This window comes from Streptococcus oriscaviae, assembly GCF_018137985.1.
Classification (GTDB): domain Bacteria; phylum Bacillota; class Bacilli; order Lactobacillales; family Streptococcaceae; genus Streptococcus; species Streptococcus oriscaviae.
In genome coordinates this window covers 1,194,124-1,211,006 of sequence record NZ_CP073084.1, presented here as the reverse complement: position 1 = coordinate 1,211,006, position 16,883 = coordinate 1,194,124, and the positions used below count along the sequence as shown (strand labels likewise).

Annotated in this window: 20 protein-coding genes; all 20 read left to right on the top strand. The window is 42.1% G+C overall.

Features of this window, described 5'->3' with window-relative positions:
* Position 1: 1 nt before the first annotated feature.
* The 20 genes from INT76_RS06105 to INT76_RS06010 all read left to right on the top strand — a co-directional run bounded on the left by INT76_RS06105 (position 2) and on the right by INT76_RS06010 (position 16,823).
* Positions 2 to 835 carry a PTS system mannose/fructose/sorbose family transporter subunit IID gene (locus tag INT76_RS06105; RefSeq protein ID WP_249116135.1) on the top strand — a complete coding sequence of 278 codons (834 nt, stop codon included), beginning with the start codon at positions 2 to 4 and terminating at the stop codon, positions 833 to 835.
* Positions 836 to 851: 16 nt separating this feature from the next.
* Positions 852 to 1,142, top strand: coding sequence for a DUF202 domain-containing protein (locus INT76_RS06100; protein ID WP_212569640.1), 291 nt, complete (start codon positions 852 to 854; stop codon positions 1,140 to 1,142).
* Positions 1,143 to 1,268: 126 nt separating this feature from the next.
* Positions 1,269 to 1,550 (top strand): co-chaperone GroES, encoded by a 282-nt coding sequence (gene groES / locus INT76_RS06095; RefSeq protein ID WP_212569639.1) that lies wholly within the window; start codon positions 1,269 to 1,271, stop codon positions 1,548 to 1,550.
* An 11-nt stretch (positions 1,551 to 1,561) separates the two neighbouring features.
* Positions 1,562 to 3,184, top strand: a complete 1,623-nt coding sequence (groL, locus tag INT76_RS06090) for a chaperonin GroEL (protein WP_212569638.1) — start codon at positions 1,562 to 1,564, stop codon at positions 3,182 to 3,184.
* Between the two features lie 336 nt (positions 3,185 to 3,520).
* Positions 3,521 to 3,934 (top strand): 30S ribosomal protein S12, encoded by a 414-nt coding sequence (rpsL, locus tag INT76_RS06085; protein ID WP_002940030.1) that lies wholly within the window; start codon positions 3,521 to 3,523, stop codon positions 3,932 to 3,934.
* A gap of 16 nt (positions 3,935 to 3,950) precedes the next feature.
* Complete coding sequence (gene rpsG, locus INT76_RS06080) at positions 3,951 to 4,421, top strand: 30S ribosomal protein S7 (protein ID WP_212569637.1); 471 nt, start codon at positions 3,951 to 3,953, stop codon at positions 4,419 to 4,421.
* A 491-nt stretch (positions 4,422 to 4,912) separates the two neighbouring features.
* On the top strand, positions 4,913 to 6,994 hold the full coding sequence (gene fusA / locus INT76_RS06075; protein ID WP_212569636.1) for an elongation factor G: 2,082 nt from the start codon (positions 4,913 to 4,915) through the stop codon (positions 6,992 to 6,994).
* Between the two features lie 239 nt (positions 6,995 to 7,233).
* Positions 7,234 to 9,225, top strand: a complete 1,992-nt coding sequence (locus tag INT76_RS06070; protein ID WP_212569635.1) for a M13 family metallopeptidase — start codon at positions 7,234 to 7,236, stop codon at positions 9,223 to 9,225.
* Between the two features lie 268 nt (positions 9,226 to 9,493).
* Complete coding sequence (locus tag INT76_RS06065; protein ID WP_212569634.1) at positions 9,494 to 9,874, top strand: hypothetical protein; 381 nt, start codon at positions 9,494 to 9,496, stop codon at positions 9,872 to 9,874.
* A 24-nt stretch (positions 9,875 to 9,898) separates the two neighbouring features.
* Positions 9,899 to 10,237, top strand: a complete 339-nt coding sequence (locus tag INT76_RS06060; RefSeq protein WP_212573077.1) for a hypothetical protein — start codon at positions 9,899 to 9,901, stop codon at positions 10,235 to 10,237.
* Between the two features lie 159 nt (positions 10,238 to 10,396).
* Entirely contained in the window at positions 10,397 to 10,654 is a 258-nt protein-coding gene (locus INT76_RS06055) for a DUF3850 domain-containing protein (RefSeq protein ID WP_212569633.1), read from the top strand.
* 268 nt (positions 10,655 to 10,922) lie between these two features.
* Positions 10,923 to 11,201, top strand: a complete 279-nt coding sequence (locus tag INT76_RS06050; RefSeq protein ID WP_212569632.1) for a hypothetical protein — start codon at positions 10,923 to 10,925, stop codon at positions 11,199 to 11,201.
* Between the two features lie 50 nt (positions 11,202 to 11,251).
* Positions 11,252 to 11,503 (top strand): hypothetical protein, encoded by a 252-nt coding sequence (locus tag INT76_RS06045; RefSeq protein WP_212569631.1) that lies wholly within the window; start codon positions 11,252 to 11,254, stop codon positions 11,501 to 11,503.
* The gene (locus tag INT76_RS06040; RefSeq protein ID WP_212569630.1) at positions 11,500 to 11,661 is read left to right on the top strand and encodes a hypothetical protein; all 162 of its coding nucleotides are present in this window, start codon (positions 11,500 to 11,502) and stop codon (positions 11,659 to 11,661) included. Before INT76_RS06045 ends, INT76_RS06040 begins: the two co-directional genes overlap by 4 nt.
* A gap of 1 nt (position 11,662) precedes the next feature.
* Entirely contained in the window at positions 11,663 to 12,628 is a 966-nt protein-coding gene (locus INT76_RS06035) for a replication initiator protein A (RefSeq protein WP_212569629.1), read from the top strand.
* Positions 12,625 to 13,314 (top strand): hypothetical protein, encoded by a 690-nt coding sequence (locus INT76_RS06030; protein WP_212569628.1) that lies wholly within the window; start codon positions 12,625 to 12,627, stop codon positions 13,312 to 13,314. The genes INT76_RS06035 and INT76_RS06030 overlap by 4 nt, the downstream gene beginning before the upstream one ends.
* A gap of 20 nt (positions 13,315 to 13,334) precedes the next feature.
* Positions 13,335 to 13,472 (top strand): hypothetical protein, encoded by a 138-nt coding sequence (locus tag INT76_RS06025; RefSeq protein WP_212569627.1) that lies wholly within the window; start codon positions 13,335 to 13,337, stop codon positions 13,470 to 13,472.
* A 14-nt stretch (positions 13,473 to 13,486) separates the two neighbouring features.
* A complete protein-coding gene (locus INT76_RS06020; RefSeq protein WP_212569626.1) occupies positions 13,487 to 15,991 on the top strand; it encodes an SEC10/PgrA surface exclusion domain-containing protein in 2,505 nt (834 codons plus the stop codon).
* A gap of 7 nt (positions 15,992 to 15,998) precedes the next feature.
* On the top strand, positions 15,999 to 16,223 hold the full coding sequence (locus INT76_RS06015; RefSeq protein WP_212569625.1) for a helix-turn-helix domain-containing protein: 225 nt from the start codon (positions 15,999 to 16,001) through the stop codon (positions 16,221 to 16,223).
* Between the two features lie 291 nt (positions 16,224 to 16,514).
* The gene (locus tag INT76_RS06010; protein WP_212569624.1) at positions 16,515 to 16,823 is read left to right on the top strand and encodes a hypothetical protein; all 309 of its coding nucleotides are present in this window, start codon (positions 16,515 to 16,517) and stop codon (positions 16,821 to 16,823) included.
* The last annotated feature ends 60 nt before the right edge of the window (positions 16,824 to 16,883 follow it).

Genomic DNA, 16,883 nt, shown 5'->3' with positions numbered 1-16,883 from the left:
GATGACTAAGAAAATAAGTAAAAAAACATTAACCAAAGCCTTCCATCACTGGTACTATGGCAACCTGACCTGTTTCTCTCAAGAGCACATGCAAACCTTCGGTTACTTGGCATCTATGCTGCCAATCGTTGAAGAACTGTATGATAAAAAGGAAGATCAGGCCAAGTCTATGCAGACCTACACAGCCTTCTTTAACACGGAGCCTCAATTAGGAGCCCTCGTAGTCGGCATTACTGCTGGTTTGGAAGAAGCACGTGCCAATGGTGCAGAAGAAGTAGATGACGAAACAATCAACGGACTTCGTGCCGGATTGATGGGGCCGATTGCAGGTATTGGAGATTCTCTCATTGTCGGAACCTTGATTCCAATTATCCTTGGGGTAGCCTTAGGCTTGTCCACTGGCGGTTCACCGCTCGGAGCAATTTTCTACATTGTTGTATGGAACCTGCTTGCTTACTTCGGTATGAAATTCGCTTACTTCAAGGGATACGAACTGGGAGACAAGGCAGTTGCCTTTCTAGTAGGACCACAAGGTCAAGCCATCCGTAAGTCCGTTTCAGTTGTCGGCGGTATGGTTATCGGAGCTGTTGCGGCAACATGGGTACCTGTAAAAACAGCGTTTGAATTGAAAAATGCCGACGGGGAAGCCTATCTCGTGCTCCAAAGTCAGTTAGATGGCGTATATCCAGGTTTGCTGACAGCAGTATTTATCGTATTTTGTTGGTGGTTGATGGCCAAGAAAAATCTGTCACCGATTAAAGTGATGCTCCTTTTGGTAATCATCGCCTTGATTGGTGTCTTGACAGGCTTCTTCAATCCAGGCTTGCAATACTAAGATAGGGAGACTGCTTATGACACAAGATGAATTGGTGCGGGGCTACGAAGCTGAGATAAGCTACCAAAAACATATGATTGACAATCTAGGTCGATGGCTGACCCTCATGTTTCTCCTCGCCAGTATAGGCGGACTGCTGATTTATTACTTTAAGGAAAGCAATATCCCCCTCTTCATCTTGGGTCTTGCTTTAGCAATCCTTGGAGGTCTAGCAGTCCTCCTCTTCGGATATGGTATCTATAAAGGACGCCTTAATCTCATGAAAGTCATCAAGGATTTTGATGATAAGGTAGCTAAATCAGGTTAGGGAAACAACATCTCAAATTTTCTTTTTGAGATGTTTTTTCTTGACTATTTTTGACCAAGTGATACAATGAAAGAAGATATTAGCACTCTTAGGACAAGAGTGCTAAAAAACTATGGAGGTTTCCCTATGTTAAAACCATTAGGCGATCGTATCGTCGTAAAAATTGAAGAAAAAGAACAAACTGTCGGCGGCTTTGTCCTTGCCGGTGCCAGTCAAGAAAAGACAAAAGAGGCCCATGTTCTGGCCGTTGGCCAGGGTATCCGCACTCTGACTGGCGAATTGGTTGCACCAAGTGTGTCAGTTGGTGATAAGGTTCTCATTGAAGCCTTTGCTGGTGTGGAAGTGAAGGATGGCAATCAACACCTGTTCATCATTCGTGAAGCAGACATCCTAGCAATCGTAGAATAAGAGGTAGAAAAATGGCAAAAGAGATTAAATTTTCAGCAGATGCCCGCGAAAGTATGGTGCGAGGCGTTGATATTCTAGCAGATACCGTTAAGGTTACCTTAGGCCCAAAAGGGCGCAATGTTGTCTTGGAAAAGGCCTACGGCTCTCCCCTCATCACCAATGATGGTGTGACCATTGCAAAAGAAATTGAGCTGGAAGACCATTTTGAAAATATGGGTGCGAAACTGGTATCTGAAGTGGCTTCCAAAACCAATGATATTGCAGGTGATGGAACAACGACAGCGACTGTTTTGACTCAAGCAATCGTCCGCGAAGGTCTGAAAAACGTAACCGCAGGGGCTAATCCAATCGGTATCCGTCGTGGTATCGAGGCGGCAGTTGCAACAGCGGTTGAGGCCCTGAAGGCTAATGCCATTCCAGTTTCAGGAAAAGAAGCCATTGCTCAAGTAGCAGCTGTATCTTCTCGTTCTGAGAAGGTTGGTCAATACATTTCCGAGGCTATGGAAAAGGTAGGAAACGACGGAGTTATTACCATTGAAGAATCTCGCGGAATGGAAACAGAGCTGGATGTAGTGGAAGGAATGCAATTTGACCGCGGTTACCTTTCACAGTACATGGTGACGGATAACGAAAAGATGGTAGCGGAGCTGGATAACCCCTACATCCTCATCACCGATAAGAAGATCTCAAACATTCAGGACATCCTGCCACTCTTGGAAAGCATCCTTCAAAGCAATCGTCCGCTACTCATTATTGCAGATGATGTAGATGGTGAAGCACTGCCAACACTTGTTCTCAACAAGATTCGTGGTACCTTTAATGTTGTTGCTGTTAAGGCGCCAGGTTTTGGTGACCGTCGCAAGGCTATGTTGGAAGACATTGCTATCTTGACGGGCGGAACGGTCATCACAGAAGATCTTGGTCTGGAACTCAAGGACGCAACCATTGAAGCGCTTGGTCAGGCTGCCAAGGTAGCGGTGGACAAGGATCACACAACGATTGTTGAAGGAGCAGGCGATCCAGAAGCTATTGCCAACCGTGTAGCAGTGATTAAGTCACAGATTGAAGTGACAACTTCCGAGTTTGACCGTGAAAAATTGCAAGAACGCTTGGCTAAATTGGCGGGCGGTGTTGCTGTAATCAAGGTCGGTGCAGCTACGGAAACCGAGTTGAAAGAAATGAAACTTCGTATCGAAGACGCCCTCAATGCTACCCGCGCAGCAGTAGAGGAAGGAATCGTATCAGGTGGCGGTACCGCTCTGGTCAACGTCATCGATAGTCTGGCGCAGTTGAACCTTTCAGGAGATGAAGAAACAGGACGCAAGATTGTCCTTCGGGCTCTGGAAGAACCAGTTCGCCAAATTGCCTACAATGCCGGCTACGAAGGCTCGGTTATCATTGATAAACTGAAGAACTCAGAATTGGGAACAGGCTTCAACGCCGCAACAGGCGAGTGGGTCAACATGATTGAAGCAGGAATCATCGATCCCGTTAAGGTGACTCGTTCAGCCCTGCAAAATGCAGCCTCAGTGGCTAGTCTCATCTTGACCACCGAAGCTGTTGTTGCCAACAAACCAGAACCAGCAGCGCCAGCTATGCCAGCAGGCATGGATGGAATGGGCATGGGTTACTAATAGCATCATGCAAGCACAGTCATCAGGCTGTGCTTTTGTGCTAGTGTCATTCTTGCCTGAGAGCCTCTGGGAGTTCGTTTCACAGCAAATGATTTGATATTGGCCCGGCTTGCCTGATGAAAGAATTAAAAAATGCTGGGAAAGACATGAAATTTCAATTATATCTATTTGACAAGAGGTTTTGTTTATGGTACTATGATAAACGGTACTTTTTACTTTTGGTCTCTCAAAAGTGTACAGAGACGTGCTGACAAATGTTGCAAAAGTACACGCAGTTCTGGGCTGTCACCAAGTGCCAGAGCAACCAAAAATAAAAATATATACAGGAGAATGTAGATGCCTACAATTAACCAGTTGGTTCGCAAACCACGCAAGTCTAAAGTAGAAAAATCTAAATCACCAGCTTTGAACGTTGGCTACAACAGCCGTAAAAAAGTTCAAACAAACGTTTCTTCACCACAAAAACGTGGTGTTGCGACTCGTGTCGGAACTATGACACCTAAAAAACCTAACTCAGCCCTTCGTAAATTTGCCCGTGTACGTTTGAGCAACTTGATCGAAGTAACTGCCTACATCCCAGGTATCGGCCACAACTTGCAAGAGCACAGTGTCGTTCTTCTTCGCGGTGGACGTGTAAAAGACCTTCCAGGGGTGCGTTACCATATCGTTCGTGGTGCACTTGATACTGCAGGTGTTAACGACCGTAAGCAAGGCCGTTCTAAATACGGTACAAAACGTCCAAAAGGTTAAGAAAGGGGAAATATAAATGAGTCGTAAAAATCAAGCGCCTAAGCGCGAAGTATTGCCAGATCCATTGTATAACTCAAAACTTGTAACACGTTTGATTAACCGCATTATGTTGGACGGTAAGCGTGGTACGGCTGCATCAATCGTTTACGGTGCTTTTGATCAAATCAAAGAAGCAACTGGTAACGATGCACTTGAAGTGTTTGAAACAGCAATGGAAAACATCATGCCTGTACTGGAAGTACGTGCACGCCGTGTCGGCGGTTCTAACTACCAAGTCCCAGTTGAAGTTCGTCCAGAGCGTCGTACTACACTTGGTCTTCGTTGGTTGGTAACCATCGCTCGTAACCGTGGTGAGCATACAATGGTTGATCGCCTTGCGAAAGAAATCATGGATGCAGCTAACAACACAGGTGCGGCTGTTAAGAAACGTGAAGACACCCACCGTATGGCTGAAGCTAACCGCGCATTCGCACACTTCCGCTGGTAAGATAGGATATTTTAGCGTTAAGCAAATGCTAGCCAAAATAGGAAAAGCGACGAAGAAACTTCAGTTTCTAGGAGATTTTGTCTTTTTGGCAGACATTTGTAGCTAAAATTCAACTAAGATTAAGATACAAGGATGTATAAAACGCATAGCAAAAATAGGAAATGCGACGAAGAGTCTGTGGACTCTAAGAGGATTTATACCAAAAGGTAACCACACTTGTAATTGGCTAAAGCCAAAACAATTGCGTCTCTTTTTTGCCAAGCGTTTAGTCCGAGTTCAATTAAGATGTGAGGACGTTAAGTCAGTTCTACATAAATCAATTGAGATTATGGTACCAACTTCTCGTTCTATCATCACAAAATCGGATTGGGGCTTGCCCCATCCACTTCACACCATTAGTTTAAAATCAAGCGGGTGGGACTTGCCCACTCGCTTTTCTTAAAATATGGTATAATAAACTGTAAAACAAAAAATATAGGAGAACAAACCTCATGGCACGCGAATTTTCATTAGAAAAAACTCGTAATATCGGTATCATGGCGCACGTTGACGCTGGTAAAACAACGACAACTGAGCGTATTCTTTACTACACTGGTAAAATCCACAAAATCGGTGAAACTCACGAAGGTGCATCACAAATGGACTGGATGGAGCAAGAGCAAGAGCGTGGTATCACTATCACATCTGCTGCGACAACCGCTCAATGGAACAATCACCGCGTAAACATCATCGACACACCAGGACACGTTGACTTCACCATCGAAGTACAACGCTCTCTTCGCGTTCTTGATGGTGCGGTTACCGTTCTTGACTCTCAATCAGGTGTTGAGCCACAAACTGAAACAGTATGGCGTCAAGCAACTGAATACGGAGTTCCTCGTATCGTATTCGCTAACAAGATGGATAAGATCGGTGCTGACTTCCTTTACTCAGTAAGCACACTTCATGAGCGTCTTCAAGCAAATGCTCACCCAATCCAGTTGCCAATCGGTTCAGAAGATGACTTCCGTGGAATCATCGACTTGATCAAGATGAAGGCTGAAATCTACACCAACGACCTTGGCACAGATATTCTTGAAGAAGACATCCCAGCTGAATACCTTGAGCAAGCAGAAGAGTATCGTGAAAAATTGGTGGAAGCAGTTGCGGAAACTGATGAAGAACTCATGATGAAATACCTTGAAGGTGAAGAAATCACAAATGAAGAATTGAAAGCGGGTATCCGCCGTGCAACCATCAACGTTGAATTCTTCCCAGTATTGTGTGGTTCAGCCTTCAAGAACAAGGGTGTCCAATTGATGCTTGATGCGGTTATTGACTACCTTCCAAGCCCAGTTGATATCCCAGCGATTAAGGGTGTCAACCCAGACACAGATGCTGAAGAAGAGCGTCATGCTTCTGATGAAGAGCCATTTGCAGCTCTTGCCTTCAAGATCATGACTGACCCATTCGTAGGTCGTTTGACCTTCTTCCGTGTGTACTCAGGCGTCCTTAACAGCGGTTCATACGTTATGAACACTTCTAAAGGTAAACGTGAGCGTATCGGGCGTATCCTTCAAATGCACGCAAACAGCCGTCAAGAAATTGAAACTGTTTACGCTGGTGATATCGCCGCTGCGGTTGGTTTGAAAGATACAACAACTGGTGACTCATTGACAGATGAAAAAGCGAAAGTAATCCTTGAGTCAATCCACGTTCCAGAACCAGTTATCCAGTTGATGGTTGAGCCTAAGTCTAAAGCTGACCAAGACAAGATGGGTATCGCCCTTTCTAAATTGGCTGAAGAAGATCCAACATTCCGCGTTGAAACAAACGTTGAAACTGGTGAAACAGTTATCTCAGGTATGGGTGAGTTGCACTTGGATGTCCTTGTTGACCGTATGCGTCGTGAATTCAAGGTTGAAGCAAACGTAGGTGCTCCTCAAGTATCTTACCGTGAAACCTTCCGTGCTTCTACACAAGCTCGTGGTTTCTTCAAACGCCAGTCTGGTGGTAAAGGTCAATTCGGTGACGTTTGGATTGAATTTACACCAAACGAAGAAGGAAAAGGCTTCGAGTTCGAGAACGCTATCGTCGGTGGTGTGGTTCCGCGTGAATTCATCCCAGCGGTTGAAAAAGGTCTCGTAGAATCTATGGCTAACGGTGTACTTGCTGGTTACCCAATCGTTGACGTCAAAGCGAAGCTTTACGATGGTTCATACCACGATGTCGACTCATCTGAAACAGCCTTCAAAGTGGCGGCATCTCTTGCCCTTAAAGAAGCAGCTAAATCAGCTCAACCAACTATCCTTGAGCCAATGATGCTTGTAACCATCACTGCACCAGAAGACAACCTTGGTGACGTTATGGGTCACGTTACTGCACGTCGTGGTCGCGTTGACGGTATGGAAGCTCGTGGTAACACACAAATCGTTCGTGCTTATGTACCACTTGCCGAAATGTTCGGTTACGCAACAGTACTTCGTTCAGCAACTCAAGGTCGCGGTACCTTCATGATGGTATTTGACCACTACGAAGATGTACCTAAGTCAGTACAAGACGAAATCATCAAGAAAAACGGCGGCAATGCATAATTGCCCACCTACACCTACCTTCGGGTAGGTGTTTTTTATTTCCAATCATTTAGGCTTACTTGAAAAAATAAGAGAATCAATAGATGGGCAACAGAGAAAAAGCAGATATAAATGTTAAAATTTTTATAAGGCAGATCGATGAAAGAGTCGTTTAGGACCGCTAATTACTAAAGGAGGATGTGTATGGTGATGAAACGGTGGTACTAAGCACATTAACAATAAAAAGAAAGGATAGAAACATGAGAAAAACCCTAAAATCTTCATTAGTAGCAGTCGCCTGTGCGACGTTTTTGGCAGCCTGTGGCACAAGCAATTCCTCGGCTCCCAAGGCAGGTGAAGCAACACCACAGACGGATTTTCATTCTTACATCAACGCGCAATGGTTGAAAGATACAAAATTAGGTGCCGGTGAATCGCAAATAGATAATCTGAGTCAACTCTCTGAGAAAACGCAAGAAGCGATACAGGAGATGATTGACCAGCTGGATATGGACTATTCCAAGCTGCAAGCTGGTAGTGATGAGAAAAAACTTATTGATTTTTACCGATTGGCAGCCGATTTTGATACTCGCAACAAATTGGGGTTAGAGCCTATTAAGCCTTATCTAGAGGAGATTAAAAAAGCCTCTACCATGGAAGAACTCAACAAGGTTCTGGTGGCCCTATACGGCAAAAACATCCGCAATTTGCTTCATATAAACGTTACTCAAGATATAAAAGACAGTAACAAAAACACCATCTATGTTGACCCTCACGAGTTAAGTTTTCCAAAAGAAAATTATGATGGCACAGATGAATTTTCATTGAAAAATCAAAAAGCCTTTAAAGCCTATCTGCAGGAAGTGTTTAGCTTGTCAGGAGAATCCTCAAAAGAAGCCTCTTCTAAGGCAGATCTCCTCTTTAATTTGGAAAAAGAGATGGCTGCAGTGCAACGGCCAAAAGAAGAAGCCAATAACTTTGAAGCCATGTATAACGAGAAGACTTGGGATGAGGTCAAAGCACTGGTTCCCAACCTACCGATTGCTGAGTTGGTTTCTGAGTTAGGACTTCAGAATGCCCCAACGACAGTCGTATCAGATCCAGATGCTCTAAAAAAATTAAATGAACTCTATCAAGAAAAGAATTTAGACGCTCTTAAGGCTCTGCTCCAATATCGTGTGATTGCCCATTACAATGCTTATCTGTCAAGCAATTTAATCGAGGCAAAAGCGAAATACGACGGCGTAGCAACCGGTGCGGTAGATACTCCGAGTCAGAAAGAAGTTGCTCAAGCGGCCATTGATGCAAATTTCTCCGATATGATTGGCAAAGTTTACGTTAAACACCATTTTTCAGAAGAATCCAAGGCTAATATCCTATCTATGGTTCAAGAGATTAAAGCGACTTATGCAGAGCGAATCAAAGCAGTGCAGTGGATGTCTGAAGAAACCAAGATGCGGGCCTTGAAAAAACTAGATACATTGGTTGTTAAAATCGGCTATCCAGACCAGTGGAAGGATTACTCACAACTTGCTATCCAATCCAAGGAAGAAGGGGGAAGTCTTCTTTCTAACTTCGATATGGTAAAAACACTTGAATTGCGTGAAGAGATGGGGCAATTTGGCAAGCCTTTTGATAAGTCGCAGTTCGGCATGCCTTCTCACACGGTGAATGCCTATTACAGCCCAACTAACAACGAAATTGTCTTTCCAGCGGGGATTTTACAGGCTCCTCTCTACGATCCAAAAGCCAGTCCAGAAGAAAATCTGGGCGGAATCGGGGCTGTTATCGGTCATGAAATTTCCCATGCCTTTGATAAGGCTGGCTCCCAATTTGACGAAAATGGCAATCTTGTCAACTGGTGGAAGCCAGAAGATCTTGAAAAATTCAACAAAAAGGTTCAGCAGGCAGCAGATATCTACTCTAAACTGGAGGTGGCTCCAGGCTACTATGTCAATGGCGAAATTTCAACCGGTGAAATCATGGCGGATCTCGGTGGCCTGACGGTTGCTATTGATATTGCTCAGAAAAAAGGCTACGATACGAAGAAAGTCTTTGAGTCTTATGGCAGAGCATGGCGTGAAGTCACTACCAAAGAGTTTGCCATTGCCAACATTAGCGATGAGCATCCACCTGCTAAATACCGGGTTAACAACATTGTCAACCAAATTGATCAATTCTATACAGACTTCAATGTCAAAGAAGGTGATCCCATGTATGTAAAACCAGAAGATCGCTTACGGGTGTGGTAAACGATTATAGAGGCTTCTGCAGCTCAAAATGGGCAGCAGTCCTCTTTTTAGATAGAAAAACACACAGCAGTTACAGACCGCTGACCAACAAAAATAGGTTGAGGTAGACAGGTTTTTTATGGGAAGTTTCTCTATTTTTTACATAGGATGAACCGGGTAAGTGTCTAGAGTTTTGGGAAAACGACAATAAAATACCTCATTAGCCTAAGAGAGCATGAATTTGCTCTCTTTTTTGCTTGCTCAAAATATTGAAAGGATGCTTTATCTGATGTCAAATCAAATTGAAATCATAATGAATTTAGATACATTAGAAATTTTTGAAGTTATTGATCATAGTCAAGATGATTTAGAAGATATTGAAGTCGTGGAAAATATTATTACACACACTGAAGAAGTAAAAATATCCCCATATGATAATTTAGGGAGAGTTTGGCTAGGAAACGGTTATTACTACAAACCTTCTAGCTTACTTTGGAGGAATGAGAGAGAAGATGCTATCCATGAACTACGTCCTAAAAATAAACACGGGAGCTATCCCTATTATCAACGCTGTAGGAATCATACTTGGGGACATGTTAGTCAACTAACTTATGAAGAAGCCTTGTGGCTAACCTTGGAGTTTTATCCGGAGTTGATGAATTATATATAAAGAAAGTCACAATAAGGAGACGTTATGACTCAAGAAGAAATAGACAAGATGATTGAAGATTGGGTAGAGAATGGCTTTCCCAGTGAATTGAAACGATTGATACCTGCTGAGGAGACTGAACCAATATATGAATGTATTCCTATAGATATTAAAGATACGGAGGTTGGTATATTTAACCCTATAGCAGAAATAGGTAGATTGGGTTACGACAAAGCTAAGAAAGTTATGTTAGAAGTTTACGATCATGATTTGTCTGAAGATGAATATCCTTTACTGTTAACTTCGGGCTCTCCTTTGGATTTTTTCGAGGCTGTTTTTCTTAAACGTTACGAGGAGGGAGAATATGGAAACAGGAATTTGTAGGATATGTGGCTGTACTTGGAATACGCCATGTATTGATTCTATTCATGGAGCTTGCTGGTGGATGGATATAGACAGAACTCTTTGCAGTCATTGTTTCTGGAAACTGACTGAAGAAGAGCTTGTAAGTATAATATAAAACCTTTACGTGGAGAAAAGTAAATGACACAACATATGTTGAAATGTTATCCGCAGTATTTTGAAGCGGTCAAAGATGGTACGAAACCTTTTGAATGTCGGTATAACGATCGAGATTTTAAGGTTGGGGATGAACTACTATTGAGAGAGTATGATCCCCAAAAAGGTTATACAAGCCGATGTATTGTTAGAAAAGTAACCTATGTGTTGTCAGACTTTGCTGTTTTAAGGAATGGTTATGTAATTTTAGGAGTGACAAATGAACCCATTGATTATTTTTAACATTAGTTTTGCTTTTATTTTCTATCCCATGTTCATTAGTAACTATCACAAGAGAGAGCCCTATTTGTTAGATTTGTTTATCTTTGTAATAAATGCTTTGGCATCAATGTATTCGATTTTTAATTACTTGGGCTTGCTGAAGTGAGAAGTTGGAAAAGGTTAAATGTTATGACCTAAGAAGAAATAGATAAAATGATTGAAGATTGGGTAGAAAATGCCTTCCCTAGTGAATTAAAACAATTGATACCTGAGAAGGAGATAAGCTGATATGGCTATTACAGATAGAAAATTATTTTTAAGCACCTTAAAAGATGCTAGAAGTAGAGCTATCCTATTAGAACGACTAAAGTCATCCATACTTAACAATACCGCAGTCGATTTAGAAACTGTACCATTTGCAGGAACTAATTCTACTAACCTAGATGAAGCTATCCAATGCTACATTGACTACGGGGAATTGCCGCTAAGTGGGAAACTAGAAGATTTTTGGAAAGCCTATGAACAAGCTCTACAACTAGATAACTTAGAGGAAGAATATGGAAAGTAAGATCATTGAAAAAGTCCAAAATCATTTGGAGTTGGCTTACGATGCTCCAAATGATGGAAGATGGTTTGACTTTCTTAGGTTGCTTAGAGTTCATTTTCAGTGATGAAAAACCCAAACATTATGATTTTGGAGCTACTAAAGATTGGTTGCCAAAGTCAAAGAAATTCGAGGAATGGGAACATGGAATCGGAACAACAATGACATTCTCGCACCAAGAAATGGCAATTTACTTACTATTTCCAATGTGGGAAGAAGCAGAAAATGATACCGAAAATCCTGATTTAGTGGAGGAACTAACATGACAAGACAAGAATTAGTGAAAGAAACAATGCAGTTAAGGAATCTGACTGAATGGGAGGCTAATGCAATCATAAACCTATTAGAAGCCCAACATATTATTGCGTTTTCATCAGATAATCAATTGGGTTGTAATCTACAAAAATTTAGCATGGGGGATTAGGATGGCATACGGAAGAAAAAGTTTAATTCAAATACAATCGAGTGAGATTCACTACCAACTCCCAAAAGTTTTAGTAGGAATAGCCTATTATCAAAAATTATGCGCAGAAGCAAAATTTCTATATATGCTGATCAATGACCGTTTAAAATTGTCCATCCAAACAGCGAAGGATACCGGTAAATTTGTGGATGAGCATGGGGATGTATATGTTATCTATCCGAATGAAGAATTAATCAGGGATACCGGTTATAAGAAAGATAAGATTATCAAGTTAAAGAAAGATCTGATAAAGTACCATCTACTAGACGAAGAGAGACAAGGACTAAGACAACCCAATAGACTGTATCCTAAAAATGTTGTGTCTGACCCAGTTTTATTAGATACACCTTTCGAAGAAGCCCCAAACCCTTGGGAATTTTCTGAAGTCGGAAATTCCGACTTCAAGAACTCTGAAATTCCGAACTCAAGAAGTCGGGAAAACCGAATTCAAGAAGTCGGAAATACCGAACCAAGTAAGAATAAAATAATTAAGAATTACATAAGTAATAGTAATAGTTCTAGAAAGAGCGAGACAATTTCTGACGAAATTCCTCCCTCTCCTCAACCCAATTTCACACTGACCCGTTCTCAATCTGAAAAATATATCCCTCCAAAATATTATTCTCTCCTCCAAACAATAGCTGATCGCTATAACGGAAAGTTCTGTCAGATTGACTTGTTTACTGGAGAAACTCAGAACTATCACTTAACCCACAAGCAAAAAATGATGATTGGACAGTACCTAGATAATGACTGGGTAACGAGTCAAGAAGTACTAGATATGATTGACAGAGTCCCTGTTGACTGTGAGAGTCCTCTCGCTTATCTATTAAAAATGCTTGAAAACCTCAAAACAGAAAGACAAGCAGAAGTCAGGAGAGTGGCTCATTTAAACGCTCAACGCTTTTATGAGGGAGGTCAAACATGAGAAAAGAAGACCTACGAAAACAATTTGAAAACTGTGTTCACCCGACAAAAAAGATTTTTTTAACCTTCTGTCTTGCATTTGGAATTAGCCTATCTTTACTCACTTACATCTTCCATCCGCCGACCTTCCCTAAGATGTTTCTCTTGATAATCTTCTCGCTTCTCATCGGTATCTCATTCAGTTCTAAACACCTTAAACGTCTATACGATAACTTAGATCAGGCTTTACATCAGCTTCGTGTCGAACGATCAACTTACTTCGAGAAGTATGCAGTGACCACTACCGATGTGATAGATGATTTCACTATGTCTTACACTCAATATGATGTGAAGCTCTCATTTTCTTACAGGAGTCAATCACAGAGTTTTACAGTATTAAGAACCTTAATTCCTCAGCCCTATGCCAACCAACGATTAGTCATTGTTGCGCACCATCTCTCCCTACCATCTGACCGAATAAGAGACTATGAGGAACGGTTTGACCTGAGCGAATTCTCTCAAACCTACGCTACATTCATTAAGAGGAGAGAAAGAAACCTGGCTCTATTTAGCAGTCCCTGGGAAACCAACCAAAGCCCATACAAGACTATCTCTGAGCTTCCAGCTACTGAGAAACAAACATTTGAGTTGGCTATAGTCAATCAGCTAGACCCTGCAACGAATGAAAGTACAACGAAAATAAAATAACCAAATTAAGGAGAAGCCAGATGATATTAAATACAGAAGGTGAACACATCACCATCCCAAAAGCGATATTTGATTTACCGCCCGAGGAGAAGAAAAAAGCACTAGCACAGTTAGAGAAAGAGATGGAAGATTATCATTCCAGCCGACAACCAAACTAAAGGAGACAAAGAACATGAAACAATTAACCGTATTAGGAGCCCTCGCAACCGCAGTATTATCTACAGGCCGTGAAGTGGTCCATGCAGAAGAAGTACCACAAACAATTGAACCAAAACCAGTTGCGGAAACAAGCGCAAGCGAACAAGTTACTGTCACAGAAGCAGACATGACAACCGCTAAAGCTGAACTAGATAAAGCTAACCAAACTGTAACAGCACAAGAAGAAGTGGTGAACCAAGCTCAAACAGATGTTGACGAAGCTAAAGAGACTGTCAATCAAGCCCAGACTGAGCTTGTCGAAGCCGCAGAACTTGTTGAACAAGCTACACCTGAAAATATCTCTAAGGCAAAAGAAACAATCAACCAAGCTGAAGCTACTGTTACGGAAACTAGTCAAAACCTAGAAGACAAAAAACAAGCAGAAGAGAGTACCCAGCAGGCTGTCACAGACCAAGAAGCTGTTGTATCAACTGCTCAGGCAGATGTCAATGAGAAGACACAAGCTGTCACAGAAGCACAAAAAGATGTCGATACAGCCCAAGCTATCCTAGATGGTACAGGTCAGGCAGAAATTGTCGCTAAAGCTGAACAAGCTGAAAAACAACTAACAGAAGCCAAACAAGCTCTAACTACAGCTCAAACAGAATTGACTACTGCTAAACTGGCAGATGAAAACCGTCAAACAGCTATCGAAGAAGCTAACCAAGCTCTTACTCAGGCAAATCAAACACTTGATGTCAAAACACAGCTAGCCAACGAGGCTACAGCCCAGGCAGAGGAAACAGCTAAGCAACTTGTTACAGCTCAAACTGCCTTTCAAGAAGCAGAAAACGAGAAAAATAGTATCAATACTATCACACTCAGTTCTGAGTACATCGCTGCTCTGAAAGAGTATGGCAAAGAGTACGACAATGCCTCATTTACTCAACTTATTGCCCTTGCACCTACGTTACGAAAACAAAACAGTTTTAAAGTCAATCCAAATGATGAGACAGTCGTACTGGACACCAACAACCTCACAGAAGCAGAACGGATTGAACTATCTCTATTTGCTTCTGATTTGCTGAATCAGGTTCGTAGAGCCCTTGGTACACAAGAAACAGTTGTGACTCTGGGAGCTGTAGAATTTGCGAATAGAGTGGCAACTAGCTATGTGGCAGATAATTGGAACTTAGAACAAATTGGGAAAAAAGGTCATGATGCAAAAGCTATAAATGACGCAGCTAGAACAATGGGTCTAACTACTATCTCAGATGAACGAGTGGAGAGAGGAAGCCAAATTTATGAGAACCTCTATGCAGAAAGCATCCAACAAAAAACGATGACCAAAGCGAATGCTAAGCGCTCGATCTATCAAGCTCTCCTCTCATTTCTATTTAGCGATATGGAGTATCTCCACGCTCTATCGATTGCTGGTGTATCTGGACAAGATATGTATCTTGGAGTGGATCTGTCGACCACTAAGGGAATGACTGCAGTACATTTTCTGATTGTCGCTGATTCAGAAGTTATGGACCAAACTCGCTTTGATAAAACAGCTATTGCCAATCCTCACACAAGTGATCAAATCTTGGCCAATTATCACCAAGCTCAAGCAAGTCTTACCCAAGCGACTACCGCAAATAACCAAGCTCAGGAAGCTAAAACAAAGGCTCTTAACGAACAGACAGCTGCACAAGCACAAGTAGCTACTGCTCAATCAAGACTGGCAACTGCCAATACAGTGCCAATCTTGACACCAAAAGCTGAAACTAACCTTGTACTGGCCCAAGAAGCTGTTCAAAAGGCTGAAGTGGAACACAAAGAAGCACAGGCAAACCTAGCTAACCTACAGGCTGATGTCAAGGTGAAACAAGCGAATCTAGCTAAAGTCAAACAAACTTTGACTCAAAAACAAGCTACTCTAGATAAAGCTAAAGAACAACTGTCTATTGAACAAGATAAACTGAATCAAGTACTAGCAGAACTAGAAGCTGCCCAAGTAAACGTAGTGGCTGCTCAAACCCAACTCTCTACTGCTCAAACAACACTGAAGGAAGCGCAAGCCTATCTCGTCAAGCTAGAAGAAGCTCCTGCTCGACTAGAAAACGCTAAAGCTCATCTTTTACAAGCTACAAATAGCCTAAAGGCAAAAGAAGCCCTCTTGACAGAAGCGCTTGAAACACTAGCTGAATTGAAACAAGAAGAAGTGAAAGCATCCAATCACTACCAAACTGTCCTATCTGCTTACCAAGCCGTCCTTGAAGCACAGCGTCAAGTAGACTTAGCTAAACAGTATGAGACTATTATCCGTGAAGGGGGTCAACCAGTTCCAGTTGTGGATGAAACAGGTCGTATCACAGGCTATGTATCCGAAGCTCCGAAAGTACCGACACAAACATCCGAACCAATCTCTCAACCAACAAAGACCACACAAGCTAGTCTACCAGCTACAGGAACGAAAACTTCTTCCTTGACCGTACTCGGTCTAGCTCTAGCTAGTCTCGTCTTCTTCTCACGGAAAAAGAAAGAGGGGTGAGCTACTTGTGACACATACTGCACAACGCATTAAAACCCTACGAAAACAAGCTGGATTAAGTCAACAGGAACTGGCAGACAAGATAGGAGTACTACGTGAAACAATTTCAAATTGGGAAAGGGGAGCTAGTCGAACCAATGTAGAAAACATAGAGAGAATCGCAACCTTCTTCCAAGTCCCCGTATCTGATCTGCTGGGCATACAAATTCCAGCAGATACCGTGCAAAAATAACGACTTGACCGAAACGTCATAAAACTACAGCACATTGACAATCAAATACAAGGCTTGCCCTGATACAGCGTGGCTATGGATAAAAGAAAAATGGGGGCGAGTAACGAACTAGAAAAGGATATCTAGTCCAGCCACAACACGACTAAAGCTAGTTGACGTGTCCTGCTTTAGTAAGAGTTTGCGTTTTCTTAGACTCAAAACGTGCGCATGAAACACGGCAAAGCTCTACGGGAGCTTTCGGCATGGCTGTAAATGCAGCCTTTCATTCAATCCAAAAAAAGGAGAATTGTCATGAATGAAATAAGACCAGATAGAGAGATGACACTCTCTGATTTACGAAAGTTAGGAGGTCAAGGGAATGTAACAGCGTATCTATTGACAGGTGAGGTTGTCACCCTTCGTCCAAATTATGGTACAACTCCAAGAAGAGCGATTGTGGATGGAGAGCTAAAAATGGTAGAGGAAGTGATTCCATTTCAGAAGCTCTATCGACAAATTAGAACCATCAAGCGTGATCATATATTGATTGCAAGAAGAGAACGCTATAAGAACCAGTCTATCCTACGTTTGACTGGAAAAGGGTATCACCGTCCTAACTAATCAAAACATAAAAACAAATATTGAGGTAACACTATGTTAAACAAAAAGAACATACTTTCT

Coding starts and splice junctions, on each gene's coding strand:
- INT76_RS06060 (WP_212573077.1), top strand. CDS start 9,899: ATGACTCAAGAAGAAATAGACAAGATGATTGAAGATTGGGTAGAGAAT.
- INT76_RS06045 (WP_212569631.1), top strand. CDS start 11,252: ATGATGGAAGATGGTTTGACTTTCTTAGGTTGCTTAGAGTTCATTTTC.
- INT76_RS06050 (WP_212569632.1), top strand. CDS start 10,923: ATGGCTATTACAGATAGAAAATTATTTTTAAGCACCTTAAAAGATGCT.
- fusA (WP_212569636.1), top strand. CDS start 4,913: ATGGCACGCGAATTTTCATTAGAAAAAACTCGTAATATCGGTATCATG.
- INT76_RS06065 (WP_212569634.1), top strand. CDS start 9,494: ATGTCAAATCAAATTGAAATCATAATGAATTTAGATACATTAGAAATT.
- INT76_RS06100 (WP_212569640.1), top strand. CDS start 852: ATGACACAAGATGAATTGGTGCGGGGCTACGAAGCTGAGATAAGCTAC.
- groES (WP_212569639.1), top strand. CDS start 1,269: ATGTTAAAACCATTAGGCGATCGTATCGTCGTAAAAATTGAAGAAAAA.
- INT76_RS06010 (WP_212569624.1), top strand. CDS start 16,515: ATGAATGAAATAAGACCAGATAGAGAGATGACACTCTCTGATTTACGA.
- INT76_RS06030 (WP_212569628.1), top strand. CDS start 12,625: ATGAGAAAAGAAGACCTACGAAAACAATTTGAAAACTGTGTTCACCCG.
- rpsG (WP_212569637.1), top strand. CDS start 3,951: ATGAGTCGTAAAAATCAAGCGCCTAAGCGCGAAGTATTGCCAGATCCA.
- groL (WP_212569638.1), top strand. CDS start 1,562: ATGGCAAAAGAGATTAAATTTTCAGCAGATGCCCGCGAAAGTATGGTG.
- rpsL (WP_002940030.1), top strand. CDS start 3,521: ATGCCTACAATTAACCAGTTGGTTCGCAAACCACGCAAGTCTAAAGTA.
- INT76_RS06040 (WP_212569630.1), top strand. CDS start 11,500: ATGACAAGACAAGAATTAGTGAAAGAAACAATGCAGTTAAGGAATCTG.
- INT76_RS06020 (WP_212569626.1), top strand. CDS start 13,487: ATGAAACAATTAACCGTATTAGGAGCCCTCGCAACCGCAGTATTATCT.
- INT76_RS06070 (WP_212569635.1), top strand. CDS start 7,234: ATGAGAAAAACCCTAAAATCTTCATTAGTAGCAGTCGCCTGTGCGACG.
- INT76_RS06055 (WP_212569633.1), top strand. CDS start 10,397: ATGACACAACATATGTTGAAATGTTATCCGCAGTATTTTGAAGCGGTC.
- INT76_RS06105 (WP_249116135.1), top strand. CDS start 2: ATGACTAAGAAAATAAGTAAAAAAACATTAACCAAAGCCTTCCATCAC.
- INT76_RS06035 (WP_212569629.1), top strand. CDS start 11,663: ATGGCATACGGAAGAAAAAGTTTAATTCAAATACAATCGAGTGAGATT.
- INT76_RS06025 (WP_212569627.1), top strand. CDS start 13,335: ATGATATTAAATACAGAAGGTGAACACATCACCATCCCAAAAGCGATA.